Origin of the sequence: Bradyrhizobium sp. NBAIM08, from assembly GCF_020193935.1 — a bacterium.
GTDB lineage: Bacteria > Pseudomonadota > Alphaproteobacteria > Rhizobiales > Xanthobacteraceae > Bradyrhizobium > Bradyrhizobium yuanmingense.
On sequence record NZ_JADYVR010000001.1, the window covers coordinates 364171 to 388759 of the forward strand.

Below are 24589 nucleotides of genomic sequence, written 5' to 3' on the forward strand. Positions count from 1 at the left end.
GCATGTAAGCCAAGTTCTAAGAGACCGTCATTTCCGTCAGCCGCGCCGCGTAGCGGGCCATCAGGTCGACCTCGATATTAACCTCATCCCCCGCCTTCCAGCTGCCGATCGTCGTAACATCAAGCGTGTGCGGAATGATCAGCACCGAAAAGGTCACGTCTGCAACCGTATTGATCGTCAGCGAGACGCCGTCGAGCGTGATCGAGCCCTTGGTGGCGATGAACCGTGCCAGCTCCCGCGTCGTCGAGAGCACGAACCGCGCCATATCCGGCAAGTCCTCCCGGCTGACAATGGTTGCAATGCCATCGGCGTGGCCGGCGACGATATGGCCGCCGAGCTCATCGCCGATCTTCAGCGCGCGCTCGAGGTTGAGCCTGGTGCCGACCTTCCAGTGCTTGGCCGTCGTCAGCGCCAGCGTCTCGGCCGCGGTGTCAACGTCGAACCAGGTCCTTTGCTTGGAGTCCCTGCCATCCGCAACGCCCGAGGCAACCACGGTCAGGCACACACCGTTGCAGGCGATCGAGGCGCCGTCCGCAATCGTGCTCTGATCGTAGCGGCAGGCGATCCGCAGCCGGTGCAGCTGCCCCGGCGCCGTTGGCGTGAAGCTGACGATCTCGCCGATATCGGTGACAATGCCGGTGAACATTACGCGCGCTCGTAGATGGTGAGGTTATCCTTGCCGCAGGTCTCGCTAGCATGAACCTTGTAGGCCGGCGACTGCGTGATTTTCGACAGGGGCAATGCATCGAGCGCATCGACGCCGCCTTCGCCGACCGCTTCCGCTCCGCGGAACAGCCAGACCTCGTCGACGAGATCGGCCGCGACAAACGATGCCGCAACGCGGCTGCCGCCCTCGACCATCAGCCGTGTGATGCCCTTGTCCGCCAGCGCATGCAGCACGGCCGAAAGATCGAGCCCGGATGCACTCCCCGGAGGCATGCGCATGATTTGCGCACCGGCCGCGCCAAGGCGCGTCGCGGCGGCCGCTTCCGCAAGCTCAGACGCGATCACCCAAAGCGGCGTCTCGCGCGCGGACCGAACCAGCTGGCTCGATGCGGGAATGCGCAGGCTCCGGTCGAGCACCACACGCACCGGCGAGCGCGCCGCCATGCCCGGCAGGCGGCAGTTGAGCTGCGGATCATCCGCCAGCACCGTGCCGATGCCGACCAGGATGGCATCGCTTTGCGCGCGGAGCAGATGCACGCGGTTGCGTGCCGCCTCCCCCGTGATCGCAAGGGGCTTGCCGCCGGCCGCACCGATCTTGCCGTCAGGCGAGACCGCGAGCTTCAGGATCACATGAGGACGCTGGTCCCGGATGCGGCGGAAATGGCCGGCATGGTCGAACGCGGCCTCCGCCGCGCACAGACCGACGTCCACATTGATGCCGGCGGCGCGCAGGCGCGCATGGCCCTGGCCCGCAACTTCCGGATTGGGGTCCTCGATCGCCGCCACCACGCGCTTGATGCCGGCGGCGATCACAGCATCGGCGCAAGGCGGCGACTTGCCGAAATGAGAGCACGGCTCCAGCGTGACGTAGAGCGTGGCACCCCGCGCTGCTTCGCCCGCCCGCCGCAACGCCTCGGGCTCACCGTGCGGACGTCCGCCTGCTTGCGTCCAGCCGCGGCCGACGATGACGCCGTCCTTGACGATGACGGCGCCCACGGCCGGATTGGGCCAGGTCCGGCCCTGCCCGCGCCGACCGAGCGCAAGCGCCAGCTCCATGAAACGGCGATCAGCATCCTTGGCCTCGCGGGCCTTCTGCGCGAACTGGTCTTCCAGAATGCGGAAGATCATTTGCGGATCGCGGCGAGCCGCGCTTCCTCCTCGCCGGAGAGCTCGCCGAGCACGTCGGCGAAATCCTTGGCCTCGCGGAAATTGCGGTAGACCGAGGCAAAGCGCACATAGGCGACGTCGTCGAGCGTGCGCAGATGCTCCATCACGGTCTCGCCGATCACCTCCGAGGAGATCTCGGCCTCGCCTCCGGTCTCGAGCTCGCGCACGATGGTGGAGACCATCTTCTCGACGCGCTCCGGCTCGACCTGCCGCTTGCGAAGTGAGATCTGCACCGAGCGCATCAGCTTGTCGCGATCGAACGGCACGCGGCGGCCGTTGCGTTTGATCACCGTGAGCTCGCGCAGCTGTACGCGCTCGAAGGTGGTGAAGCGGAAATTGCAGGCGACGCACACGCGCCGCCTGCGGATCACGGACGAGTCCTCGGTCGGACGCGAGTCCTTTACCTGCGTATCGAGACTGTTGCAGTTCGGGCAGCGCATCCGTGTGACCTTTATTTTCGCATGATCTCTTCGGAAAATCGGTATCCACTTTTCCGGATCATGCGGCGCCTTTACTGGTAGATCGGGAACCGGTCGGTGAGCGCCTTGACCCGTTCCTTGATCGCAGCCTCCACCAGCGGCGCCTTGCCGTCGGAGGATTGCGCGATCGCATTGAGGACCTCGGCGATCATGCCGCCGACCTGCTGGAATTCGGCCACGCCGAAGCCGCGGCTGGTCGCAGCCGGCGTGCCGAGCCGAATGCCCGAGGTCACAAAGGGCGATTCCGGGTCGAACGGAATGCCGTTCTTGTTGCAGGTGATGGCGGCGCGAACCAGCGCCTTCTCCGAGACGTTGCCCTTCAGGCCCTTCGGCCGGAGATCGACCAGCATCAGATGATTGTCGGTGCCGCCGGAGACGATATCGAGACCATGGCCCTTCAACGTCTCGGCCAAGGCCTTGGCGTTCTCGACGATGTTCTTGGCGTAGACCTTGAAATCCGGACGCAGCGCCTCGCCGAAGGCGACCGCCTTGGCTGCAATCACGTGCATCAAAGGACCGCCCTGCAGGCCCGGGAAGATCGCCGAGTTGAGCTTCTTGGTCAGCGTCTCGTCATTCCACAGCATCAGGCCGCCGCGCGGACCACGCAGCGACTTGTGCGTCGTGGTGGTGGTGACGTGCGCATACGGCACCGGGGAAGCATGCACGCCGCCGGCGACGAGCCCAGCGAAATGCGCCATGTCGACCAGCAGGTAAGCGCCGACGCTGTCGGCGATCTCGCGGAAACGCTTGAAGTCCCAGGCGCGCGAATAGGCCGAGCCGCCGGCGATGATCAGCTTCGGCTTGACCTCTTCGGCCTGCTTGGCCACCGCATCCATGTCGATGATCTGGTCCTCGCGGCGGACGGTGTAATGCGCGGCCTTGAACCACTTGCCGCTCATGTTCACGGGCGAGCCATGGGTGAGATGGCCGCCGGCGGCGAGATCGAGACCCATGAAGGTGTCGCCCGGCTGCAGCAGCGCCAGGAACACCGCCTGGTTCATTTGGCTGCCGGAGTTCGGCTGCACGTTGGCAAAACTGGCGCCGAACAGCTTCTTGGCACGATCGATCGCAAGGTTCTCGGCGACGTCGACCCACTCACAACCGCCGTAATAGCGCGCGCCCGGATAACCTTCCGCGTATTTGTTGGTCATGACCGAACCCTGCGCTTCCAGCACGGCCCGGCTGACGATGTTCTCGGAGGCGATCAGTTCGACCTCGTGGCGCTGCCGACCGAGCTCACCCTTGATGGCGGCAGCGATTTCCGGATCGGCCTGCTCGAGCGAGGCGGTGAAAAACGAATCGGGCGCGGAGGCGGACTTGGGTGCGGTCATCTTGCGAATATCTCCACCGCCGCAGCCTTTTGGCGGGCTACGGGCGGGTCTGGTGTGGCGGTCGGAAGCACGCGCGATCTACCACATCGGCCGACCGCGGCCAAGCATTTGCGGGTCGGGCCTGATATTTATGCAAGATATGGTGGGATTGGAGGTTTTCAGCCCGGGAGCGGTCTTGCGAGATCCGCTCCCCGTCAATATCCGGGTGGGGCCGCTTTGGGCCTTATTTCTTGCCAGCTGCCGCCGGGGCAGCCGGCGTCGTTTTACAGCCCGGTATACCCCGCCTTCACGGGGTCGACGCTGCCGTCGAGCTGGCGCAGATAGGTCAGGCCGCAGACCGTCAACCTATGGGTGTCGGTCTCGCCGGCTTCCATCAGGATGTTGAGGTAGTTCGTGACCTTTTCACGCGCCTCGGCGCTGGCCGCCGCGGTGCGGTTGGCGAGCAGGTCGTAGGTCTGCATGATGCGGTCGATGGCAGCTTCCATGGCATCCTCTGGTTGGTCGGGATCTTGGGGGTTTTGATCAGGCAACCGCTCTGGCCTCGGTCTGCGCCTGGAACCGGGCGATCGCCCTGTTGGCCAGCCTGATCTTGTTGAATTCGCCCTGCTGGAGCAGCTTGACGATCAGGTGAAGCAGGCGGTCGTCGGTGACGAGAGTGTCCGGGATTGCGCCGGAGCGGCGAAGGTAGTTCGCGGCGATGGCGTAGGCCTCGCTGACGAGTTCCACGTTCATCACCCGAAGCCCGCGCTCGACCAGCATCGCCGTTTCTCCGATCCGAAGAAGATAAGCGCCGAGCCCGGAACTGGTTCCTGGCTGCCGGGGGATTTTTTCGCAGGTGCAAAAAAATATCAACGCACCGGTCCGGGGCAACTCCGGACCAGCGCGCTTGGGGAAGTCAGGCACGTTCGGGAGGGCTGCCGGTCTTGTTGCGGGCCGGCTTCGCCCAGATCCCTTTAGAACTCAGAGGCGATAGAGGATCTGGTCGGTCCAGAACCGCTCCAGGCGGTGCAGCGACTTGTTGAGGGTCGCAAACTCGTCGCCGGAGATGCCGCCGACCTGCTCCACCGTCTTGACGTGCTTCTGGTAGAGCGCATCGACGATGCGGCGGACTTCCTGGCCCTGCGGGGTCAGGCGGATGCGCACCGAGCGGCGATCGACGCGCGAGCGCTGATGATCGAGGAAGCCGAGCTCGACGAGCTTCTTCAGATTGTAGGAGACGTTGGAGCCGAGATAGTAACCGCGCGTGCGCAATTCGCCCGCGGTCAGCTCCTTGTCGCCGATGTTGTAGAGCAAGAGCGCCTGGACCGAGTTGATGTCCGCGCGGCCGCGGCGATCGAATTCGTCCTTGATCACGTCGAGGAGCCGGCGATGCAGCCGCTCCACCAGAGTCAAAGCTTCCAGATAGAGCGACTGCACCGAACCCTGCTGGCCGGAGACGCGCTCTGCGGTATCTGCCGCAGTTGCGACGGCTTTCATCATGACACTTCCCCTGTTGTCGTTTTTATCGACACTTATTCGACGAAACTTGTGTCCCGTCTGATAGGTGCAACTTAAGAGGGGCGTTTGAAGATCGGCTTAAATAAGAGAATAAAGAGATCATGAATTTAAGACAGTGAATTGCGCATTAAGCCTGTGCCACAAGTACTTTTTGAAAGCCTCTGTTGACCTTCGCAAGGTCCTGTTCACCCTCCGTCCGCCGCTGTTGTCGCATTCCAGAACAGCCCCGCCCCGTTTCGAAACGCACGCGTAAGAGCTGTGGCGGAACCGGCTGGTCAATGAAAACTTACCGCGAATTTTAGGCAACCAGCGGTCAACCAAACGCAACATTCTCCTGTCCCGGACAAGCGCAGCAAGCGGCGCGCAGACCCGGGATCCCAGAAGCCAAAAGCGAGATATCGGAAAGATGGGCCCCGGCTCTGCAACGCATCACGCCGCAAACTTCGGCGTGCTGCATTGCGTCCGGGGCACGAGAGCGTGAGCGTGAATCTCTGCGCGCTACGGCGGCCGCTCGCGCGCGGCCATCCAGGCGAGCGCAAGATAAGCGGCAAGCATGAAGACCTCGACGCCGACCACGACGAGGCTGCCGCCGTAGATTCCCGGGAACATCAGCTCGATCACGGCCATCGACACCACGGTCGTCAGCCACACCACCGCGCCCCAGGGCGTCGCCAGCCAGAGGCCGACGGCGGCGACGAGCTCGATCACCGCGAAGTAGACCGTCGCGGCCTGCCAGGCCATCGACTGGTTCTCGAACGCCTCGTCCTCGCCGCCGACGAAGCCCGTGACCTGCGCCCAGTGATAGAGGCCTTTCAGGATCGAGAGCAGCGCCATCACCCGCAGGAACAGCACCAGCCGTCGGGTCCAGACATTGTCGTCGGACTCCGAGCGCTCCGAGGAGATCGCCGCCACTGAGAGCGCGCTCTCTCGGGCAGTGTCACGGGCAGCGTCCCTGGCATTGGCGCCGCCTTGGGCCGCATCGCGGGTGGAGATCTCGGACATGGCCCCTTCTGGCTGCTTCGGCCCGCAAAATCAATCGGCTGCCCAAGTCAGGTTCAGATCTGCCTTGCGGCAGGTCAAGCCGCGGTGACGGGAACCATGCGAGCTGGTATAAGAATAATTCCAGCCGGAGGAAGAATGATGGCGATCAAATACGGACGTCCGATCGAATTGCGCGACGTTTCGCGCCGGGACAGCACGGCAGTGCCGCATGCCCTCGATCTGACCGTCCGTCCGCGCCGCAACCGCAAGGCCGAGTGGGCCCGGCGCATGGTGCGCGAGAACGTCCTCACCACCGACGACCTGATCTGGCCGCTGTTCCTGATCGACGGCACCAACAAGCGCGAGCAGGTCGCCTCGATGCCCGGCGTCGACCGCCTCAGCGTCGACCAGGCCGTGCGCGAGGCCGAGCGCGCGATGAAGCTGACCATCCCCTGCATCGCGCTGTTTCCCTACACCGATCCGTCCCTGCGCGACGAGGAAGGCTCGGAAGCCACCAACCCGAACAACCTGGTCTGCCAGGCCGTGCGCGCGATCAAGAAGGAGTTTCCGGAGATCGGTATCCTCTGCGACGTCGCGCTCGATCCCTTCACCAGCCACGGCCATGACGGCCTGATCTCCGACGGCAAGATCCTGAATGACGAGACGGTCGCAGTGCTGGTGCGTCAGGCCTTGGTGCAGGCCGAAGCCGGCTGCGACATCATCGCGCCCTCCGACATGATGGACGGCCGCGTCGCCGCGATCCGCGAGGGGCTGGACCGCGCCGGCCTGCTCGACGTGCAGATCATGGCCTATGCCGCGAAATACGCCTCCGCCTTCTATGGCCCGTTCCGCGACGCCATCGGCTCGGCCAAGACGCTCACCGGCGACAAGCGCACCTATCAGATGGATAGCGCCAACACCGATGAAGCGCTGCGCGAGGTCGAGCTCGACATCGCCGAGGGCGCCGACATGGTGATGGTGAAGCCCGGCATGCCCTATCTCGACGTGGTCCGCCGCGTGAAGGACACGTTTGCGATGCCGACCTTCGCCTATCAGGTCTCCGGCGAATACGCGATGATCGCCGCAGCCGCGAACAACGGCTGGCTCGACGGCGACCGTGCCATGATGGAAAGCCTGCTCGCCTTCAAACGCGCCGGCGCCGACGGTGTGCTGAGCTATTTTGCGCCGAAGGCGGCGGAGAAGCTGCGGGGCCAGACGTAAGCTGTCGTAGGGTGGGCCAAGCGAAGCGGGCCCACCGATTCATCCATCGTGTAAGTCGGCGGGCAATGGTGGGCACGGCGCAAGCGCGCCTTTGCCCACCCTACAGGACCGCCCGATCACCGCCCCCGAATCGCCGGAATATTTCGGCTTGCTGCCGCCCGCGCGCCCTTGGCACGGGCATGGCCTGTTCCCATGTCCTGCGAGGGGAGCTTCGCTGGGAGAACGGACCATGTCGTACAACTCGGGCAATTCAGGCGGCTGGCGCAATGACGGCGCCATGCAACCGCATGCCTACGACCCTGACCTGCATCCGGAACTGTTCCGGGGCGTCGCGACGCGGCGGGTGTTCGCCTTCCTGATCGACATGGTCGTGATCTCGGTGCCGGTGATCCTCGGCTACATCTTCATCGCCTTGTTCGGCGTGGTCACCCTCGGCATCGGCTGGGCGCTGTTCTGGATCGCCTGGCCGGCCTCCGTGATCTGGGCTATCGTCTATTACGGCGCCAGCATCGGCGGTGCGTCCTCCGCCACGGTCGGCATGCGCCTGATGGACCTGGAGCTGCGCACCTGGTACGGCGCGCCCGGCTACTTCGTGCTCGGCGCCACCCATGCCGTGCTGTTCTGGGTGACGGTCTCGTTCCTGTCGCCGTTCGTGGTGCTGGTCGGCCTGTTCAACGGCCGCCGTCGCCTGCTGCACGATTTCGTGCTGGGAACGGTCGTGATCAACAATTCGGTTCGCATACCCACTCCGCAGGCGGCGCGGACGTGGTGAGCTAATCGATTGACCGGGGGCTTTTGGAGCGCGATGCTGATGCCTGTTTCGGAGGCCCACGACGTCCCTTGACCCAGCACTCGCGCGACACCCCCCAGTTTTACCTCACGGCGCCCTCACCCTGCCCGTATTTGCCGGGCCGACATGAGCGCAAGGTGTTCACGCATCTGGTCGGGGACCGCGCCGGTGACCTCAACGACCTGCTCACCCATGGCGGTTTCCGCCGCAGCCAGTCGATCGCCTACCGTCCCGCCTGCGACCAGTGCCGGGCCTGCGTCTCGGTCCGGGTCATCGCCAACGAGTTCCGCCCCTCGCGCAACTTCCGCAAGGTGATGGCCCGTAACGCCGACATCATCGGCGAGCAGCGCAGCGCGGTGCCGACCTCCGAGCAATATTCGGTGTTCCGCGCCTATCTCGACGCCCGCCACCGCCACGGCGGGATGGCCGACATGACCGTGCTCGACTACGCTATGATGGTCGAGGACAGCCACGTCGAGACCCGCATCATCGAATACCGCAAGCGCGGCCCCGACAGCGGCATCACCGGCCGCGGCGAGGAGCTGATCGCAGTGGCGCTCACCGACGTTCTCAGCGACGGCCTGTCGATGGTCTATTCGTTCTTCGAGCCTGGCCAGGTCAGCCGCTCGATGGGCACCTTCATGATCCTCGACCATATCGCCCGTGCGCGACGGCAAGGGCTGCCTTACGTCTATCTCGGCTACTGGATCGAAGGCTCCAAGAAGATGGACTACAAGGCCCGCTTCCTGCCGCAGCAGCGCCTCGCCCCCTCAGGCTGGCTGCGCATCGACGCGCAGGGCGACACGGCGTCCGAGCCGCAGGATTAGTGAATGGCGAGTAGCGAATAGGAGAACGCCCCCACTCGCTACTCGCCATTCGCCACTCACCCAAAGAACGTATCTGCCAGCAACTTCAGATTCAAAATCACGATGATGCCCGCGACGATCCAGGCGACCGCGGCAACCGACATCGGGATCGCGAACTTGCCCATCTTGCGGCGGTCGGAGACGAAGCGGACCAGCGGAATCACCGCGAAAGGCAGCTGCATCGACAGCACGACCTGGCTGAACACCAGCAAATCCGCAGTGCCGCGCTCGCCGTAGATCGCGGTGACGATGATCACGGGAATGATGGCGATGCCGCGGGTCAAGAGGCGGCGCGCCCAGCTGGGCAGGCGCAGATCGAGAAAGCCCTCCATCACGATCTGGCCGGCGAGCGTCGCAGTGACCGTCGAGTTGAGGCCCGAGGCGAGCAGCGCCACCGCGAACAGCGTCGAGGCGATGCCGAGACCGAGCAGCGGCGACAGCAGCTCGAACGCCTGCTCAATCCCGGCCACGTCGGAATGGCCGCTCTTGTGGAAGGTCGCAGCAGCGACGACGAGGATCGCGGCGTTGATGAACAGCGCCAGCATCAGCGCGATGGTCGAGTCCGTCGTCGCCCATTTGATCGCTTCGCGCCGGCCGGTGTCGTTGCGTTCATAAGCGCGCGTCTGCACGATCGAGGAGTGCAGGTAGAGATTGTGCGGCATCACGGTGGCGCCGATGATGCCGATCGCGATGTAGAGCATGTCGGAATTGGTGAAGATCTCGCTCTTGGGCACGAAGCCCCGCAAGACCTCTGCCACCGGCGGAGCCGCCGCCGCGATCTGCACCGCGAAGCAAACGGCGATCACCACCAGCAGCGCGATGACGAAAGCCTCCAGGAAGCGGAAGCCCCGGTTCATCAGCAGCAGCAGCAGGAAGGCGTCGAGGGCTGCAATCAATGCGCCGCCAATCAGGGGAATGCCGAACAGCAGCTTCAGCGCGATCGCCGTGCCGATCACCTCGGCGAGATCGCAGGCGATGATGGCCGCCTCGCAGGCGAGCCAGAGCAGGAAGTTCACCACCCGGGGATAGGAGGCGCGGCAGGCCTGCGCGAGATCGCGGTCGGTGACGATGCCGAGCCGAGCCGCCAGCGACTGGAGCAGGATCGCCATCAAGTTCGAGATCAGGATGACGGAGAGCAGCGTGTAGCCGAACTTCGACCCGCCGGCGAGATCGGTCGCCCAATTGCCGGGGTCCATATAGCCGACCGAGACGAGGTAGCCCGGCCCGACGAAGGCCAGCAGCCGGCGCCACCAGCGGCCCGCGGCGGGAATGGCAACGGTGGAATTAACCTCAGCGAGGCTTTTGGTGGTGGGCGCATCAGCGCGCCAGCCGGCGAGGTCGGGAGTTATGTGGGGTGATCGGGCATCCATATCGGCAGAATACCCAAGTTCATTCTTATTGCAACTCATTTGCAACTGCATCTAGCGGCGGGCATTCCCGCCGCCGATCGCGGAAATCGCCTCTTGTCGGGAAGCGGGTGGGTTTGGTGGTCATCGGGGGCCAACATTGGCGCAAATTCGCCTCTACGGGATATGCGCCATGTCAACGCCGCCTCGCCTTCCTGACACTTTCAACCGCCTCGCCTGGTCCAATCTCGCAGCGCAGTCGGCCGAGCAGATCGCGCTCGCGGCAGCGCCCATCGTCGCCGTGCTGACGCTGGGGGTGGCCGAAGGCCAGACCGGCCTGCTGCAGACCGCGCTCACCCTGCCCTTCGTCCTGTTCGCCATCCCCGCCGGCGTGTTTGCAGACCGAATTTCCCGCCGCAGGCTGATGGCGAGCGCCGAGGCACTGCGGGCGGTGGCGCTCGCGGCCGTCGTGCTGCTGCTCACGCTGGGAGCCCTCAACCTGCCGCTGCTGGCCCTGCTCGGCTTCGCCGCCGTGTGCGGCACCGTCGTTTACAGCGTGGCAGCACCGGCGCTGGTGCCCTCGCTGGTGAGCTCCAACCTGTTGCCGGCGGCGAATGCGCGCATCGAGCTGGCGCGCACCATCGCCTTCGCCAGCGGGCCTGCACTCGGCGGTGCGCTGGTTGGGTGGTGGGGCGCGAGCCCGGCGTTCGGCTTTGCCGCGGCGCTCTCGGCCATCGCGGTCGTGCTGCTCTCCGGCATCTACGAGCCCGCACGTGCGCCGGCGCCCCGGCGGCATCCGCTCCAAGAGATCCGCGAGGGCGCGGCCTTCGTGTTTCACCATCCGCTGCTGCGGCCGGTCTTCATCACCCAGTTCATCTTCAACACCGGCTGGTTCCTGCAGATCGCGGTGTTCGTGCCCTACGCCGTGCGCCATCTCGGTCTGAGCGCCGCCGGTGTCGGCACGGTGCTGACGATGTACGGCGTCGGCATGGTGATCGGCGCGCTCCTCGCCACGCGCGTGATGAAGCGCATCGCCTTTGGCACCGTGGTGGGGCTCGGCCCCGTCACCGGCTTTGTCGCCGCCTTGGTGATGGCGCTGACGGTGCTGGTCCCCTCGCCCTGGCTCGCGGGCTTGAGCTTCTTCCTGCTCGGCGTCGGCCCGATCCTATGGGTGATCTCGACCACGACGCTGCGCCAGTCCGTGACGCCGCCGCGCCTGCTCGGCCGCGTCTCCGCCATCAACATCATGAGCTACGGCGCCCGCCCGCTCGGTTCAGTGCTGGGCGCGCTCGTCGGCGGCCTCTGGAGCGCGGAGGCATGCCTCTATCTCGCCGCGGCGTTATTCGGCGTGCAGGCGCTGGTGATCCTGCTGTCACCGGCAGTGGGACTGGACCGGCAGCCGGACATGGTGGGAGATGAGGTGGCGGCGCGGTGCTGACCACAAGTGCATTGCGAGGAGCGTAGCGACGACGCAATCCAAGGTCCCTTCGTTGAGGGACCCTCGATTGCTTCGCTGCGCTCGCAATGACGGCGTCGGTTGAGGCCGCGGAGACTAACCCGCCAGATAGCGCTCGTAGCTGCCCCTGACCGGCTCGCTCGCGTCGACTTCCGGATCGAGCGTGTAGAGATCCTGCGCGCGGCCGATGCCGCGCAGCGCGTAGCGGCCGGTGGAGACGAGGTAGCGGCGGCCGGCGGCATCTAGGCCCTTGTAGAATTCGGACGAGGCCAAGAGCTCGCGATCCACCGAGCGGCTCATCGAGGCGATGCGGCTGACCTCGTTGACGGTCGGGCCGACCACGGTGAAATCAAGCCGGTCCTCGCTGCCGATATTGCCGTAGAAGACCTCGCCGACATGCAGGCCGATATAGGCTGACGTGGTCGGACGGCCCTCCGCCGCCCGCCGTTCGTTCAGCGCAGCGACATTCTTGCGGAACAGGTGCTCGGCGCGGAGCGCGGCCCGCCGCGCATCCGCCATGTCCTCGCCCCAGAACATCGCGAGCACGCCGTCGCCGATCAGCTTCAGTACGTCGCCGCCGGCTTCGTGGATCGGATCGATCACGGCCTGCGCATAGTCGTTGAGGAACGGGATGATCTCGTCGGGACCGATGCTCTCGCTGATGCCAGTCGAGCCGCGCAGGTCCGAATACCAAAGCACGGCATTGATGCGCTCGGTGACGCCGCGCGAGATGCGCCCGCGCAGCACCTGCTCGGAGGCGTCGCGGCCGAGATAGACCCGGCCGAGCGTGCGCGCGATGTCGACCTGCTGCGCCGACTTGATCGCGAGCCCCAACACCGGAACCAGATCGCGCAGCGCTTCCAGCTCCAGTCCGGAGAACCCGCTCGCGCGGCGGGTGGTCCAGCAGGAATAGAGGCAATCCATCAGGCCGAGCGCCCCGTTCTCGCCGAAGCGGTGGACGAAGGCGAGATAGTGCTTGTGGCCCTTCTCGGCGAGCTCGCCGATCTGCGAGAAATCCATCGACGGCGCATCGGCGAGATCGATCACCATCTCGTCGTGGCCATTCTCGAGCATGTGGAAGAACACCGAGCGGCGCCAGCTCTTGGCGGCGTCGCCGTCGGCGGTCGAGCCGTATTCGAAGGCATCGCTCTCGTTGCTGGGACGATCGCTCCAGCGGAAGCCGCGGCCTTCATAGATCGGATGCAGCGTGTCGATGACGACGAGGCCACGCGACAGTTCCAGCCCCTCGGCGCAGCAACGCTCGCAGAAGCCGCGGAGCAGTTCAATTTCAGGCAGGCCCGTGAGCCCCTGGCCGGTCAGCCAGTTCATCAGCGTAAGGCGCGAGGTCAATTGCATGCGCCATTATGGCGTGCATTCGTGACGAGCGGAAGCGGGGTATCTGCATACAACCCAAAGGCTCCCCGCGGGCAGCAGGTCGAATATGCCGCAGACCCGGTTGACGCGCTCTCGCCGCGAGCTGCAAATGCGCCGATGACACGGCCGATCAGAAATACGGGGACATGACCCGGCACCAGCTCCCGATCATCCTGGCGCTCGGCACCACGCAGACCCTCGCCTGGGCCTCCAGCTATTATCTACCGGCGCTACTCGCCGATCCCATGGGACGCGAGCTCGGTGTCTCCTCCAACTGGATCTTCGGTGCGTTTTCGGCCGCGCTGGTGATCTCCGCAATGCTGGGACCGGGCATTGGACGGCAGATCGATCTCGTCGGCGGCCGTCAGGTGCTGTCGGCGTCCAACGTGACCATTGCCGCCGGCCTCGTGCTGCTTGGCATCTCGCAGTCGGTGATGGTGATGGCGATCGCCTGGCTGGTGCTTGGCATCGGCATGGCAATGGGGCTCTACGATGCCGCCTTCGCCGCTTTGGGGCGCATCTACGGCACCGAGGCGCGCAGGCCGATCACCGGCATCACGCTGATGGCGGGCTTCGCCTCCACCGTCGGCTGGCCGCTCACCGCCTGGGGCCTGTCGCATATCGGCTGGCGCGAAACCTGTTTTGCCTGGGCCGCCGCCAATATCCTGATCGGCCTGCCGCTCAATTTCTTCATGCTGCCGGTCATCAAGGGCGCCAAGCAGGCGGCAGCCGCGGCCGCGAAGCCGCATGTGCCGCTCGACCGCACCATGATGTTGCTGGCCTTCATCTTCGCGGCGGTCTGGACTGTCACCGGCGCGATGGCCGCGCATTTCCCGCGCATCCTGGAAACGATGGGGGCAACGCCAGCCGAGGCGATCGCGGCCGGCGCATTGATCGGGCCGGCGCAAGTTGGTGCCCGCATGCTGGAGGCCGGCTTCCTCAGCCGTTTCCATCCGCTGTGGTCGACGCGGCTCGCCAGCCTCACCCACCCGCTCGGCGCCGTGATCGTTGCGATTTTCGGTGGCGCTGCGGCGAGCGCGTTCGCGTTGTTCCACGGCTCCGGCAACGGCATTCTGACGATCGCCCGCGGCACCCTGCCGCTGTCGATCTTCGGCCCGAAGGATTTCGGCTATCGCCTCGGCATCATCGGCGCGCCGGCACGGATGGCGCAGGCGGTGGCGCCGCTCGCCTTTGGCCTGCTCATCGACCTCATGGGCGCCAAGGTGCTGATCGTCTCATCCGCGCTCAGCCTCTCGGCGCTGGCCGCGCTGTTCCTGATCCGCGCCGGCCGGCGGCCGGATTGACCAGACCTGAGCTTTCGCGCACAAGCGGGCCATGAGCGACGACGACAGCCCGCCCCGCACGTTTAACGGCCTCCTGCGCTGGGCGACCAGGCCGCCGCAGGCCTGGGGCGTTTATCTGCTCGCGATTCTCCTGGTCTGGCTGATCTCGTTCTATGCCGGCACGCTGAAACCGAAGAAGACGCCGGAGGCGAGCCCGCCGACAGCAACCGCGCCGAAGGGCTAAGCCACCTTCGACTCGCTGGTCGCAATCCCGATGCCGGCGAACACTGCGACCAGCCCCGCTAGAAGATTGGGCGTGATCGGCTCGCCGATCAGCAGCGCCGCCAACAGAGCGGCGGCGATCGGATTGACCGTCATCGTATTGGCGACCCTGGTCGGCGTCGCCCGCGCCAGCGCCATGACCCAGAGGATGAAGGCGAGCGCGCCGCCGCCGATGCCGAGATAAACGCCGGCAATCCATTGCGCCGCCGTGAAGTGCTCGAGCGCTGCAAAGCTGCCTTTCGCCAACCCCGCCAGCACCAGTACGACGGCGCCCACGCCCATGCCGACGGTGAGAAAACCGAGCGCGCTCGAGCGCTGCATCAGCGGTCGCGACAGCACGTTGTAGAACGCCATGCAGAACACCGCACCGGTCATGATCAACTCGCCGCGCCATGCGCCCGGTGGGCTTTGCGCGAGGCCAGCCGCCAGCGCCGCCGACACGCCGAGCACAGCGATACCCACGCCCGTCATCTTGCGCGCCGTCAATCGCTCCACGCCGAGGACTGCGCCCACCAACATGGTGTGCAGCGGCAGCGTCGCGAGCGCGAGACTGGCGCGGGCGGCCGTCGTGTAGGACAGCGCAATGTTGTAGAGGGTGAAGAACAAGCCGAAGAAGCAGATGCCGAGCAGCGCCACGGCGGGCCAGTCCGGCCGCTGCGGCCAGCGCACGCGGAGCAGAAACGCGCAAGGCAACAGGCAGAGAAAGCCGATCCCCCAACGCAGGGCCGCGAGCAGGACGGGATCGGCGCCGCCGATGAGGTAGCGGGTGACGGCCGCGGCAGTCCCGCCGAAGCTGCTCGAGACAAGCGCGATCGTAACTCCGCCCCACTCGCCCACGACCTTCTCCTGTCACGGAGCTTTCGCGGGCCCTAGCATGATGCTGTTGCCACCCTTGTGGCAGCGGCCTCAGGGAAAGGTCAGTCGGTAAAACTCCGGCGCCATCCTCTGGCTGTCGCGCTGGGCGGTTGTCGTGGTTGATCCAGAGCTGCGCCTTCTCCTTGGCGAGCGTGTCTGCGATCTTCTGCATCGAGGCCGGCGGCGGCCGGAAGCTTGCCCCGACCGGATGCCCTTCCAGCTGGCGCGCTCTTCGCCCACATCACGGCGGATAGAGATCGCCATCACCTCGCTTCTCGTCCGGAGGACTGGCTGGAGCATCGTGCACCGTCAACGGTCGCCGATCCGCAACCAATCGCGCCAGCTGCGGCGCGGCGGCACTGGTACCGATGAGCCGAAACACCACGCCGCTTCGATTGCCCCCGGCACGTACACCCTGCAGAGCATCTGACTCGTCGCAGAACAGCGCATAGTCGGGACCAACTCGCCGTGGGAGCGGCCCGGTTCGTGCGGGGCCCGCCGACGAATAAGGCGACTTGCGTTTCGGCGCCGACAGAATGTAGCCGCCGGCCACCTGCACACCCGCGACGCTGTCCGTACCGATCCCGTTGAGGGTGCCCAGGCGAGAAACAAGCGAGCCGGTCTTGTCAAATTCCCCACCGGCATACGTGCAGCCGGCCTCGGCCGCGCGGCCCGCCTCCCATCCGGCGTCGATGAAGTACGAACGCTTCGCACCCGTGCGCATGTTCATGTTCGGATCGGTACGTGCCACATAGGCATGAACCTCGCTCCCCAACTCGATGCCCTCCACCTTGATCTTCCAATTCCCATGCTCGGGCACCATGCCGGCTCCCGCGATGGTGGGCTCGACCGCAATCAGCCACACCCTATTGTCACCCCAGTCAACGGGGGCATACGCACCGGTATAGGGCGGAAGCGCCGGTGCAGCGGGCGGCGGGGGTGGGGGACCGGGAGGCGCTGGACCGGCAGTCGACGAGGAGCTACGACCGCCGGGCGAGGTGAGCGTAACAATGACATTGTCCGTGCAGTTCTTCTTCATCCAGACTTCGGCAAAGCAGAGCACGGTATTGTCGGGGGGAAGGCGCCACGTCCATTCGACATGGTCGGGCTCTGCCATGGTTTGCCTGACGAAATGGATGTGCCCATCGCTCAGATAGTTGTTGCCGGCAGGCAGGAAGACGTCGAGCTTTGGACTTACGGAAACGCCGTCATAGTGGGTGACAAGCTCCCTCAGCTTGCCCTCGAGCTCCGACGTGCCGTTGTGAGGTCCGGTTGTCGGCCCGTAGCTGACATTGATCACCACGTTCGTTGTGCCAGAATCGACAAATGACATGATGTAATCGACTGCATCGGCGACGTAACCCTTCAGCCAGACGCCGGTCGCGTCACGAAGGCAGCTCTCGGGAAACTGCACGAACACGATATCTGCTTCGCAAGCGGGATCGGTCAGGGGATCTCCGGGCTGCCAACTTGGCGGATCGCGGCGCGCGATGCGTGCCGAGAGCGGAATGCGTCCGGCGAGGACATCCATTACATGTGCACCATGCGAGGCCTGATGCTTGAGGGTCTTGAAACCTCCACGCGCGTAGCAGCCATCCTCGTCGATCGTGTTTGCCCTCTTGTGCAACTGGATCCAGTCGTTGAGCCCAACCACGCCGGATATGGAGTCTCGAAGGAACTCGAGGCCGTAATTGAAATCGAACGGCTTCTCGCCAAAGACGTCGGCACCTACCGGGATCGGGACTCGGCCTGCGTGCTCGTTCTGATCCCAGACACCGCGCACGCGTGTCCCGGATGCGACACCCGCGATCCTTTTGACAAACTGAGCGGCCGCGAACGGACAGCCATCGTCGATCACGCCGATGAGGAGAGGAGTCGGTGGTTGTTCGCTCGCGGACCTGTTGCGCTGCGCACCCTTTTGTATGGCCGTCGGCTTCAACGGGAGGGACAGCTCGACCCGGGATACGTTGTCGTCCCACGCCCGGAAACTGTCCTTCTCGACAGCCCTTATGTAAGCCCGCATGGTCAGATATCGCGAGTTCGGGCTGGTCAGCCCGAATTCGGCGCCGAAGTCACTAGGACTCATGGCTCTCACAAAATTATCGGCCAGCCCGGCGTGCTTAAGCTCCACGAACAGGAATAGCTTGGACTCCTGCTCGTCGAAAAAATCGAAGTTCTTAAATTCGCTCGCGATTGCGTACCGGAGGTACGGGTCGAAGCATCTCGGCAATTCCTCGGCCATGGAATGCTCTCCACTTCGGTTGCAGGGACGTGTTTCCTACGGAAATCTTGTCGAAACTTCGTAGTAGGCCTTGTCCCATAGTTCCTTCATCAGGAGGGACTGCGTAACAGTCCCTCCTGTGGTTTCCGAATAGAACTTGTTGGCATTGAGCGCCTGGTCAGCGTGGAAGGGATTGAAATCCGTGCGAGAGTTACTGTCGGCGTGGCTGGCGTTGAATTTGCGGCTCTTGGTTGCCGTGCTCCCGAGACAACGGCCGACGAAGTACTCGCCCAAGGCGATACCCAGCATCCGCCCTGCCATGCTGTCGACTGGAAAATGGACTCCGGCCACGACCCGATTGGTTGCGATTCGTGCGGCCTGCCGGTCGAGCTGCTCGACGATCTCCGGGAATCCGGATGTCGTCTTGTGCAGGCTCAATAGCCGTTTCAGCACGTAGGCTACCGCGTAAGCCTGCGTCGCATGTCCGCTCGGGAAACTTCCGTGTCCCGGCGTCGTGATCATCGGCTGAACCTGGGCGTTGTATTCCACGGGACGCGAGCACCCCAGCGCATGCTTGAAGCGCATTTCCACGTAAACGCAGAATTGCAGGACCATGTTGATGAGCTCGAATGTCCGCCTGGTCCTCTCGGGATGCAGGTAGACGATCGAGGACCAGAAGGCATACTGGGGATCGATCTGCGCTATGATTTCTGTGGCGCGTTCGTTGCGCAGCTCGGCCCAGCTCACGACCATCTCAATCTGGTCTTGAAACGTCGATTGGACCGGACGCCCTAACTCCGCAATCACGTATGCGGGCGAGCGAACCAGGAATGCGTTCGGATCGGCGCCCGACACCTGAAGGGTGATGCCCTGCAGCATCTCCCCGACCGCCGTGTAGGCGCGCACCCACGGCTCCCAGCGATCCAATTGGGCTGGGTCTTCGATCGCCGGCAAGGCCGGCGCGTAGTAGTAAAAATACGGAGAGGTCGGTCGCTCCGGAACAACGATTGTCCCTTCGCGAGCGTGGATGAGTGCATCCACCATGATGGGATTGGCCCAGACGTCGCCGAGCGTGCCAATTATCGCCCCACCGGCCCCTCCAGCGCCGCCCGCTCCGCCTGCACCTCCTGCCCCCCCTGCGCCGCCGGCTCCGCCAGCACCACCTGCACCGCCTGCTCCTCCCGCCCCGCCTAGTTGAGCCATTGCCTGCCTCCTTATGAAAACAAGTCGGTATGAGGTTAGTCAGCCTGTCGTCGGTAGTCCTGCCACTTCGAGGCAGCGAGCCCAGTGCCTGCCTGTTTCGAGATCCGCATTGGGGAGGCGCCCGATGTATCGATCTAGGGTCAAATGCGGCTCGAGCTCGCGCATCTTGCCCAAGGCTTCGCGGGCCTCCGCGACCCGTCCTTGCGAAACGAGTGCGATAGCGAGGACCCGCCACGTAGACGGATGCATGCGATTGAGAATGAGAGATGAGCGCGCGAGCTCTTCCGCCTCGTCGTATCGATGCGCCGATAGAAGCGCCGTGGCGCCCAGGGACTCGAAATAATACCGCTGCGGATCGAGCGGGGAGAGTTTCAGAGCGCGCCGCGTTGCGTCCACGGCTGCCTCGCCGTCGCCTTTGAAGGCGTCGACGGTGCCCCGGTAGAGCCAGCCCAACGCGTGGCTGGGGTTGGCATCGACGGCCTGCTCGCACCGCTTTCGGGCAGCGTCCAGGTCCTTCAACATGTGACAATAGACGAAGCCTTCGGTCGCAAGCGCAAGCGCGTCGGACGGGTCACGGTCGAGCGCCGCGCGAGTGGCGCTCAAGGCCTCGGCGGCCTCGCGTTTGCGGTCCTCGGACCAGCCGCGCGTCATGCGCAGGATGTACCAGTTGGCGAGCCAGGCGCGCGGGGCAGCTATTCGGCCGTGGCGATTGATCAGTTCCTCCAGCACCGTCCGGGTCTGGAGAAACTCCTCCCTGCTCGACCGGTGCATCAGGCGGATGCTGCCAAGCAGCAGCGAGTAGCTTTCTAGCGTCGGTAACGGCTGGGTCAGGATATGCTCGACCTCGGCATCGAAGACCGACAGATGCACTGCAGCGGCGATGCGGTGAGCCAGTTCGCTCTCCGGCTGCAGCAGATCGCCGATATTGCCGCTCAGGCGGTCGGTCCAGACGACTTGATTGGTTCGCGCCGCGGACAGCTCCGCCGTCACCAGAATCCGGTCCGCATCGACCACATAGCTGCCGCTGAGAATGTAGGTGGCACCGAGATGCGCCGATACTTCCGCCACATCGCTGACCCTGCCGCGAAATATGTTGGTCGACAGACGCGAGATCACCTTGAGGTTCGCCGATCTGGAGAGGCACCAGATCACGCTGTCCGCGATCAGGTTACCAACGTCGAGATGCTCCTCCGCGTCCTTGCGCGCGTCGAAGGGGATGACGGCGATCGTCGGCTCCATGGGAGTTCCATAGTCTCGCCGAGCTGCGAGGCTTGGGTGTGGACTGGCCGGACCAACGCGGTAGGCGCGAACCGGCTTGTCAAAGTGCTTGAGGATACAGTCGCCCAAATCTTCGCACAGCGCATCCACTCCGTGCGTCAGCTCGTCGCGCGCCGCAGCGCTGCCAATCGTCTCCCCCGGACTGGCCAGGCTGGCAAGAGCTGTCGCCAGTTGCTCATGCGCGGCCTCGCTGGCGATGGTTTCACCGGGACCGGCAAGAGTTGCGAGCCGGGCTGCGAGGTTGATGCCGGTGCCATAGATGTCAGTGCCGTCACTCCAGGCGGTGGAGGAGTTGATCCCCGCACGAAGCTGGAAGTGTTGATCTTCAGGCCGCCCGGTGTTCTGAACGGCGATACTCCGGTGCATTTCGGCGGCGGCATTGACGGCATCACGCACGGATTCGAAGCGGGCCATGAGCCCGTCTCCGAGGCTCTTCACGAGGCCGCCGCGATAACGCGGCAGAATTTGGCCGGTGGCAAGTTGGACGAAGTCGGTCCATCGACGCACCGCGGACGCCTCATGCTCCCGCATCAGACGCACGGACTCGACGAGGTCGACCAAGAGGACCACGGTGTCCTGCTGCACGAGGCCCATTGCTCGTCTCTCCGAAGCCCGGCCTCCGCTGACCGAGCTCTCAGGTGAATGGCCCTTAAGGCCGGTACTGCTTCACTACCTTGATGTTGACCGGACCTTGCCCGGCAGTTGCGAACTCAGCGCACGCACGTCCTCATCGAGCGCACGTCAATCCATACTGCGCAGCTGGCCGCTCGGTTATGAACCAGATCACGATTTGCGAAACGCCCGGGTGGGTCGCAATCGCGACAACTCAAAATGAAAACGCAAACTTCTTCTCGTCATGCGCGAAGTCACGTTCACTCACCGCTAATGCGGGCAGGTCTCGACCTCGACCGTGACGTGGCTGAGGCCCTTCAGCCCGGCGAGCCGCCGCTTGTAGACGGCCGGCTGCTTCGGCTTGTCCGACACCACCGAGAGCAGCACGGCACAATGGCCGGGGCCGACCTGCCAGAGATGCAGGTCGGTGACGCGATCCTCACCGACCTCCATGCGGGCGCGGATCACCCGCTCCAGCTTCTCGTCGGCGCGCACGTCGAGCAGCACCGCACCCGATGATTTGATCAGGCCGAATGCCCAGCTCGCGATCACGGCGCTGCCGATCAGACCCACCGCCGGGTCGGCCCAGACCCAGCCGGAATACATGGCAAGGCCGAGCGCTGCGATCGCCAGCACCGAGGTTGCGGCATCGGTCATGACATGGACATAGGCCGCGCGGAGGTTGTTGTCGTGCTGATGGTGGTGATGATCGCGCTCGTGGTCATGCTCGGCGTGGTCATCATGCGCATGGCCATGGCCGTGGTGATGATCGTGGCTGTCGCGCAGCAGCCACACGCTGGCGAGATTGACGCCCAAGCCGAGAGCAGCCACGGCCATGGCCTCGCCGTAGACGATCGGCACCGGATTGACCAAGCGCAGCACGCTCTCATAGGCGATCTCGACCGCGATCAGGCCGAGGATGATCGCGCTGGCGAAGGCGGCAAGATCGCCGAACTTGCCGGTGCCGAAGGTGAAATGCGCATTCCCCAGATGCCGCCGCGCGAAGCGATAGGCGAAGGCGGCAATGCCGAGCGCCGCCGCATGGGTGCCCATGTGCCAGCCGTCGGCGAGCAGCGCCATCGAACCGAACAGCGAGCCGGCGACGATCTCGCCGACCATCATGACCAGCGTCAGCACGACCACGAACCAGGTGCGGCGCTCGTTGTCGTCGTGCTTCTCGCCCAGGAAGGCGTGGTCATGGGTCCATTGTTCGATGGAATGGGAATGCATCGAATTCTCCAGAAGATTCAGCTCTGTTGGCCTCCAATATAGACGGCAGGCACCAATTTTCTAAGGACCAATCGTCCCGCGGATTGACAGTGCTTCTTAGTTTCGCTGTAATCTGCGCCATGGGGATTTGAGCGATCTCCCCACGAGGCGACAGGCCCAAGCATCGCGTCCCGTTTGGTTCTCGAGGACGCATCATGTCTACATTCACGACCATCTCATCCGACAAAATGGCACGGCTGATCGGCACGGCGAATGCGCCTGTTCTGATCGATGTGCGCACCGAGCAGGATTTCGCCGCCGACCGGCGGCTGATTCCCGGCTCCATCAAGCTCGGCCACGACAACGTGGCGGACTGGGGCGGCGCCTTCGCCGGCCGCCGCGCCGTAGTCTCCTGCCTCCGCGGCGAGAAGCTCGCGCAAGGCACCGCGGCCTGGTTACGCCAGCTCGGCGCGCAGGCCGAAACGCTGGAGGGCGGCTTCGAGGGCTGGAAGGCGGCCAAGCTGCCGCTGGTCGACGCCCGCAAGCTGCCGCCGCGCGATGCCAAGGGGCGCACCGTCTGGGTGACGCGGGCGCGGCCGAAGGTCGACCGCATCGCCTGCCCGTGGCTGATCCGCCGCTTCGTCGATCCGGGCGCAGTGTTCCTCTATGTCGCGCCGTCCGAGGTGGTCGCCGTCGGCGAGCGGTTCGGCGCAGCGCCCTTCGACATCGAGAACGTGTTCTGGAGCCACCGCGGCGAGCTCTGCACCTTCGACGTGATGATCGAGGAGTTCGGCATCGCGACCGCGCCCCTGCTGCGTCTCGCGACGCTGGTGCGGGGCGCCGACACCGCGCGACCCGACCTCGCGCAGGAGGCGCCCGGCCTGCTCGCGGCCTCGCTCGGGCTGTCGCGCATGTATGACGACGACCTCGAGCAGCTCGAGGCCGGCATGCTGCTCTATGATGCCTTCTACCGCTGGTGCCGCGACGCCACCACCGAGACTCACAACTGGCCGACCAACAAGGTGAAGGCGTAATGGACGTTCGCGCCGATCAAGCGGGAGCTGGTGCCGGTCACGGCATCAGCTTCAAGGAAGCTTTTCGCGTCTGGCTCCGTGTCGCCTGCCTGAGCTTTGGCGGCCCCGCGGGCCAGATCGCGGTGATGCACCGCATCCTGGTCGAGGAGAAGAAGTGGATCTCCGAAGGCCGTTTCCTGCACGCACTGAACTATTGCATGCTGCTGCCGGGACCTGAGGCGCAGCAGCTCGCGACCTATGTCGGCTGGCTGATGCATCGCACCGCCGGCGGGCTGATGGCGGGCGGGCTGTTCATCCTGCCCGGCATCATCGCCATCATGGGCCTCAGCTACATCTATGCCGCCTTCGGCAATGTCAGCTTCGTCGAGGCGCTGTTCTTCGGGCTCAAGGCGGCCGTGCTCGCCATCGTCGTCGAGGCGGTAGTGCGCGTCGGCAAGCGCGCGCTGAAGAACCGCATCATGATCGCGCTCGCGGCCGCGGCCTTCGTCGCCATCTTCTTCTTCGCGGTCCCCTTCCCGATCATCATCATCGCCGCCGGCCTCATCGGTTATGCCGGCGCCCGAAGCGGCCGTCCGGAATTCGCGCCGGCCGGTCACGCCCATGGCGGCGGCGCCGCGATCGACAGCATGCTCGGCGAGGCCGTGCCCGATCACGTCCGGCCCAACACGGCGCGCGCGATCCGCGTCGGTGCACTGTGGCTGGCGCTTTGGCTGGTGCCGGTGATCGCACTGCTGATGGCCCTGGGTCAGGCCAATGTGTTCAGCCAGATCGCGCTGTTCTTCTCGAAGATGGCGCTGGTTACGTTCGGCGGCGCCTATGCGGTGCTGGCCTATGTCGCCCAGCAGGCGGTCGAGCATTATCATTGGCTCAAGCCGCATGAGATGCTCGACGGTCTCGGCATGGCCGAGACCACGCCGGGCCCGCTGATCATGGTGCTGCAATTCGTGGGCTTCATGGCGGCCTATCGCGACCCTAGCGGCCTGTCGCCGATGCTCGCGGCCACGCTCGGCGGCCTGCTCGCGACCTGGGTTACCTTCATGCCCTGCTTCCTCTGGATTTTCGTCGGCGCGCCCTACATCGAGCGCCTGCGCGGCAACGCGGGCCTCGCCGGCGCGCTCAGCGCGATCACCGCCGCCGTGGTCGGCGTGATCCTCAACCTGTCGATTTGGTTCGCGCTGCACATCCTGTTCCGCGAGACCGTGCCGGTGCATGCGTTTCCGCTGAACTTCGACATGCCGGTGCTGAGGAGCGTCGACGTGCCGGCGCTGGTGCTGGCGATCGCGGCGGCCACCGCGATCTTCCGGTTCAAGCTCGGCATGCTGACGGTGCTGGCGGGCAGCTGCGCGGCGGGCGTGGCGTTGCGGATGGCCGGGATGATCTGATGCCAGGGACGTGACTAATCATGAGTCCAGGATGAGTTGGAACGCCGCGGCCGAAC

Annotated in this window: 23 protein-coding genes; 8 read left to right on the forward strand and 15 right to left on the reverse strand. The window is 65.0% G+C overall.

Annotation, left to right across the window (positions count from 1 at the left end; genetic code table 11):
* Positions 1-16: 16 nt before the first annotated feature.
* From I6F37_RS01740 to I6F37_RS01775, 8 genes are all read right to left on the reverse strand, one after another.
* Positions 17-646, reverse strand: a complete 630-nt coding sequence (locus tag I6F37_RS01740; RefSeq protein ID WP_057029743.1) for a riboflavin synthase — start codon at positions 644-646, stop codon at positions 17-19.
* On the reverse strand, positions 646-1794 hold the full coding sequence (ribD, locus tag I6F37_RS01745) for a bifunctional diaminohydroxyphosphoribosylaminopyrimidine deaminase/5-amino-6-(5-phosphoribosylamino)uracil reductase RibD (RefSeq protein WP_036010471.1): 1149 nt from the start codon (positions 1792-1794) through the stop codon (positions 646-648). The genes I6F37_RS01740 and ribD overlap by 1 nt, the downstream gene beginning before the upstream one ends.
* A complete protein-coding gene (gene nrdR / locus I6F37_RS01750; protein ID WP_011087793.1) occupies positions 1791-2273 on the reverse strand; it encodes a transcriptional regulator NrdR in 483 nt (160 codons plus the stop codon). The genes ribD and nrdR overlap by 4 nt, the downstream gene beginning before the upstream one ends.
* A 71-nt stretch (positions 2274-2344) precedes the next feature.
* Complete coding sequence (gene glyA / locus I6F37_RS01755; protein WP_036010474.1) at positions 2345-3643, reverse strand: serine hydroxymethyltransferase; 1299 nt, start codon at positions 3641-3643, stop codon at positions 2345-2347.
* A gap of 263 nt (positions 3644-3906) precedes the next feature.
* On the reverse strand, positions 3907-4128 hold the full coding sequence (locus I6F37_RS01760) for a hypothetical protein (RefSeq protein WP_025036694.1): 222 nt from the start codon (positions 4126-4128) through the stop codon (positions 3907-3909).
* A gap of 37 nt (positions 4129-4165) precedes the next feature.
* Positions 4166-4402, reverse strand: coding sequence for a hypothetical protein (locus I6F37_RS01765; RefSeq protein ID WP_036010478.1), 237 nt, complete (start codon positions 4400-4402; stop codon positions 4166-4168).
* Between the two features lie 201 nt (positions 4403-4603).
* Positions 4604-5122 (reverse strand): MarR family winged helix-turn-helix transcriptional regulator, encoded by a 519-nt coding sequence (locus I6F37_RS01770; protein WP_025036696.1) that lies wholly within the window; start codon positions 5120-5122, stop codon positions 4604-4606.
* A 516-nt stretch (positions 5123-5638) separates the two neighbouring features.
* Positions 5639-6142, reverse strand: coding sequence for a DUF6163 family protein (locus I6F37_RS01775; RefSeq protein WP_025036697.1), 504 nt, complete (start codon positions 6140-6142; stop codon positions 5639-5641).
* 138 nt (positions 6143-6280) lie between these two features.
* Between I6F37_RS01775 and hemB the strand changes: the two genes are divergently transcribed.
* The 3 genes from hemB to I6F37_RS01790 all read left to right on the forward strand — a co-directional run bounded on the left by hemB (position 6281) and on the right by I6F37_RS01790 (position 8959).
* A complete protein-coding gene (hemB, locus tag I6F37_RS01780) occupies positions 6281-7342 on the forward strand; it encodes a porphobilinogen synthase (protein ID WP_036025484.1) in 1062 nt (353 codons plus the stop codon).
* A 229-nt stretch (positions 7343-7571) separates the two neighbouring features.
* Positions 7572-8114, forward strand: coding sequence for an RDD family protein (locus I6F37_RS01785; protein ID WP_036014977.1), 543 nt, complete (start codon positions 7572-7574; stop codon positions 8112-8114).
* Positions 8115-8182: 68 nt separating this feature from the next.
* The gene (locus I6F37_RS01790; RefSeq protein WP_036014979.1) at positions 8183-8959 is read left to right on the forward strand and encodes an arginyltransferase; all 777 of its coding nucleotides are present in this window, start codon (positions 8183-8185) and stop codon (positions 8957-8959) included.
* Between the two features lie 56 nt (positions 8960-9015).
* Here the strand turns inward: I6F37_RS01790 and I6F37_RS01795 are convergent, their stop codons facing one another.
* A complete protein-coding gene (locus tag I6F37_RS01795) occupies positions 9016-10368 on the reverse strand; it encodes an Nramp family divalent metal transporter (protein WP_036014980.1) in 1353 nt (450 codons plus the stop codon).
* Positions 10369-10537: 169 nt separating this feature from the next.
* Here I6F37_RS01795 and I6F37_RS01800 point away from each other — a divergent pair, with 169 nt between their 5' ends.
* Positions 10538-11782: an MFS transporter gene (locus I6F37_RS01800; protein ID WP_036014982.1), complete on the forward strand. Its 1245-nt coding sequence runs from the start codon at positions 10538-10540 to the stop codon at positions 11780-11782.
* A 114-nt stretch (positions 11783-11896) separates the two neighbouring features.
* Here I6F37_RS01800 and I6F37_RS01805 read toward each other — a convergent pair whose 3' ends face one another.
* On the reverse strand, positions 11897-13156 hold the full coding sequence (locus I6F37_RS01805) for an adenylate/guanylate cyclase domain-containing protein (protein ID WP_036014983.1): 1260 nt from the start codon (positions 13154-13156) through the stop codon (positions 11897-11899).
* A gap of 164 nt (positions 13157-13320) precedes the next feature.
* Between I6F37_RS01805 and I6F37_RS01810 the strand changes: the two genes are divergently transcribed.
* Positions 13321-14478: an MFS transporter gene (locus I6F37_RS01810; RefSeq protein WP_036014984.1), complete on the forward strand. Its 1158-nt coding sequence runs from the start codon at positions 13321-13323 to the stop codon at positions 14476-14478.
* Between the two features lie 31 nt (positions 14479-14509).
* Positions 14510-14701 carry a hypothetical protein gene (locus I6F37_RS01815; RefSeq protein ID WP_225113058.1) on the forward strand — a complete coding sequence of 64 codons (192 nt, stop codon included), beginning with the start codon at positions 14510-14512 and terminating at the stop codon, positions 14699-14701.
* On the opposite strand, the gene I6F37_RS01820 is transcribed toward I6F37_RS01815, so the two are convergent.
* The 5 genes from I6F37_RS01820 to dmeF form a co-directional block, all read right to left on the reverse strand.
* Complete coding sequence (locus tag I6F37_RS01820; protein WP_036014986.1) at positions 14698-15576, reverse strand: DMT family transporter; 879 nt, start codon at positions 15574-15576, stop codon at positions 14698-14700. The two genes, I6F37_RS01815 and I6F37_RS01820, sit on opposite strands and share 4 nt — an antisense overlap.
* 259 nt (positions 15577-15835) lie before the next feature.
* Positions 15836-17836, reverse strand: a complete 2001-nt coding sequence (locus tag I6F37_RS01825) for a hypothetical protein (protein WP_036014987.1) — start codon at positions 17834-17836, stop codon at positions 15836-15838.
* A 36-nt stretch (positions 17837-17872) separates the two neighbouring features.
* Positions 17873-19018, reverse strand: a complete 1146-nt coding sequence (locus I6F37_RS01830) for a phosphatase PAP2 family protein (protein ID WP_202801507.1) — start codon at positions 19016-19018, stop codon at positions 17873-17875.
* Positions 19019-19057: 39 nt separating this feature from the next.
* Positions 19058-20890 carry an adenylate/guanylate cyclase domain-containing protein gene (locus I6F37_RS01835; protein ID WP_036014989.1) on the reverse strand — a complete coding sequence of 611 codons (1833 nt, stop codon included), beginning with the start codon at positions 20888-20890 and terminating at the stop codon, positions 19058-19060.
* A gap of 288 nt (positions 20891-21178) precedes the next feature.
* Complete coding sequence (gene dmeF, locus I6F37_RS01840) at positions 21179-22138, reverse strand: CDF family Co(II)/Ni(II) efflux transporter DmeF (protein WP_225113875.1); 960 nt, start codon at positions 22136-22138, stop codon at positions 21179-21181.
* Positions 22139-22332: 194 nt separating this feature from the next.
* Between dmeF and I6F37_RS01845 the strand changes: the two genes are divergently transcribed.
* Together I6F37_RS01845 and chrA are read left to right on the forward strand one after the other, a co-directional pair.
* The gene (locus I6F37_RS01845) at positions 22333-23151 is read left to right on the forward strand and encodes a chromate resistance protein ChrB domain-containing protein (RefSeq protein WP_225113874.1); all 819 of its coding nucleotides are present in this window, start codon (positions 22333-22335) and stop codon (positions 23149-23151) included.
* The gene (chrA, locus tag I6F37_RS01850) at positions 23151-24533 is read left to right on the forward strand and encodes a chromate efflux transporter (protein WP_225132038.1); all 1383 of its coding nucleotides are present in this window, start codon (positions 23151-23153) and stop codon (positions 24531-24533) included. The genes I6F37_RS01845 and chrA overlap by 1 nt, the downstream gene beginning before the upstream one ends.
* The last annotated feature ends 56 nt before the right edge of the window (positions 24534-24589 follow it).

Coding starts and splice junctions, on each gene's coding strand:
- I6F37_RS01740 (WP_057029743.1), bottom strand. CDS start 646: ATGTTCACCGGCATTGTCACCGATATCGGCGAGATCGTCAGCTTCACG.
- I6F37_RS01770 (WP_025036696.1), bottom strand. CDS start 5,122: ATGATGAAAGCCGTCGCAACTGCGGCAGATACCGCAGAGCGCGTCTCC.
- I6F37_RS01825 (WP_036014987.1), bottom strand. CDS start 17,836: ATGGCCGAGGAATTGCCGAGATGCTTCGACCCGTACCTCCGGTACGCA.
- I6F37_RS01765 (WP_036010478.1), bottom strand. CDS start 4,402: ATGCTGGTCGAGCGCGGGCTTCGGGTGATGAACGTGGAACTCGTCAGC.
- ribD (WP_036010471.1), bottom strand. CDS start 1,794: ATGATCTTCCGCATTCTGGAAGACCAGTTCGCGCAGAAGGCCCGCGAG.
- I6F37_RS01785 (WP_036014977.1), top strand. CDS start 7,572: ATGTCGTACAACTCGGGCAATTCAGGCGGCTGGCGCAATGACGGCGCC.
- I6F37_RS01795 (WP_036014980.1), bottom strand. CDS start 10,368: ATGGATGCCCGATCACCCCACATAACTCCCGACCTCGCCGGCTGGCGC.
- I6F37_RS01835 (WP_036014989.1), bottom strand. CDS start 20,890: ATGGGCCTCGTGCAGCAGGACACCGTGGTCCTCTTGGTCGACCTCGTC.
- I6F37_RS01760 (WP_025036694.1), bottom strand. CDS start 4,128: ATGGAAGCTGCCATCGACCGCATCATGCAGACCTACGACCTGCTCGCC.
- I6F37_RS01800 (WP_036014982.1), top strand. CDS start 10,538: ATGTCAACGCCGCCTCGCCTTCCTGACACTTTCAACCGCCTCGCCTGG.
- glyA (WP_036010474.1), bottom strand. CDS start 3,643: ATGACCGCACCCAAGTCCGCCTCCGCGCCCGATTCGTTTTTCACCGCC.
- I6F37_RS01805 (WP_036014983.1), bottom strand. CDS start 13,156: ATGCAATTGACCTCGCGCCTTACGCTGATGAACTGGCTGACCGGCCAG.
- I6F37_RS01810 (WP_036014984.1), top strand. CDS start 13,321: ATGACCCGGCACCAGCTCCCGATCATCCTGGCGCTCGGCACCACGCAG.
- chrA (WP_225132038.1), top strand. CDS start 23,151: ATGGACGTTCGCGCCGATCAAGCGGGAGCTGGTGCCGGTCACGGCATC.
- I6F37_RS01830 (WP_202801507.1), bottom strand. CDS start 19,018: ATGGCTCAACTAGGCGGGGCGGGAGGAGCAGGCGGTGCAGGTGGTGCT.
- dmeF (WP_225113875.1), bottom strand. CDS start 22,138: ATGCATTCCCATTCCATCGAACAATGGACCCATGACCACGCCTTCCTG.
- I6F37_RS01815 (WP_225113058.1), top strand. CDS start 14,510: ATGAGCGACGACGACAGCCCGCCCCGCACGTTTAACGGCCTCCTGCGC.
- I6F37_RS01845 (WP_225113874.1), top strand. CDS start 22,333: ATGTCTACATTCACGACCATCTCATCCGACAAAATGGCACGGCTGATC.
- hemB (WP_036025484.1), top strand. CDS start 6,281: ATGGCGATCAAATACGGACGTCCGATCGAATTGCGCGACGTTTCGCGC.
- I6F37_RS01775 (WP_025036697.1), bottom strand. CDS start 6,142: ATGTCCGAGATCTCCACCCGCGATGCGGCCCAAGGCGGCGCCAATGCC.
- nrdR (WP_011087793.1), bottom strand. CDS start 2,273: ATGCGCTGCCCGAACTGCAACAGTCTCGATACGCAGGTAAAGGACTCG.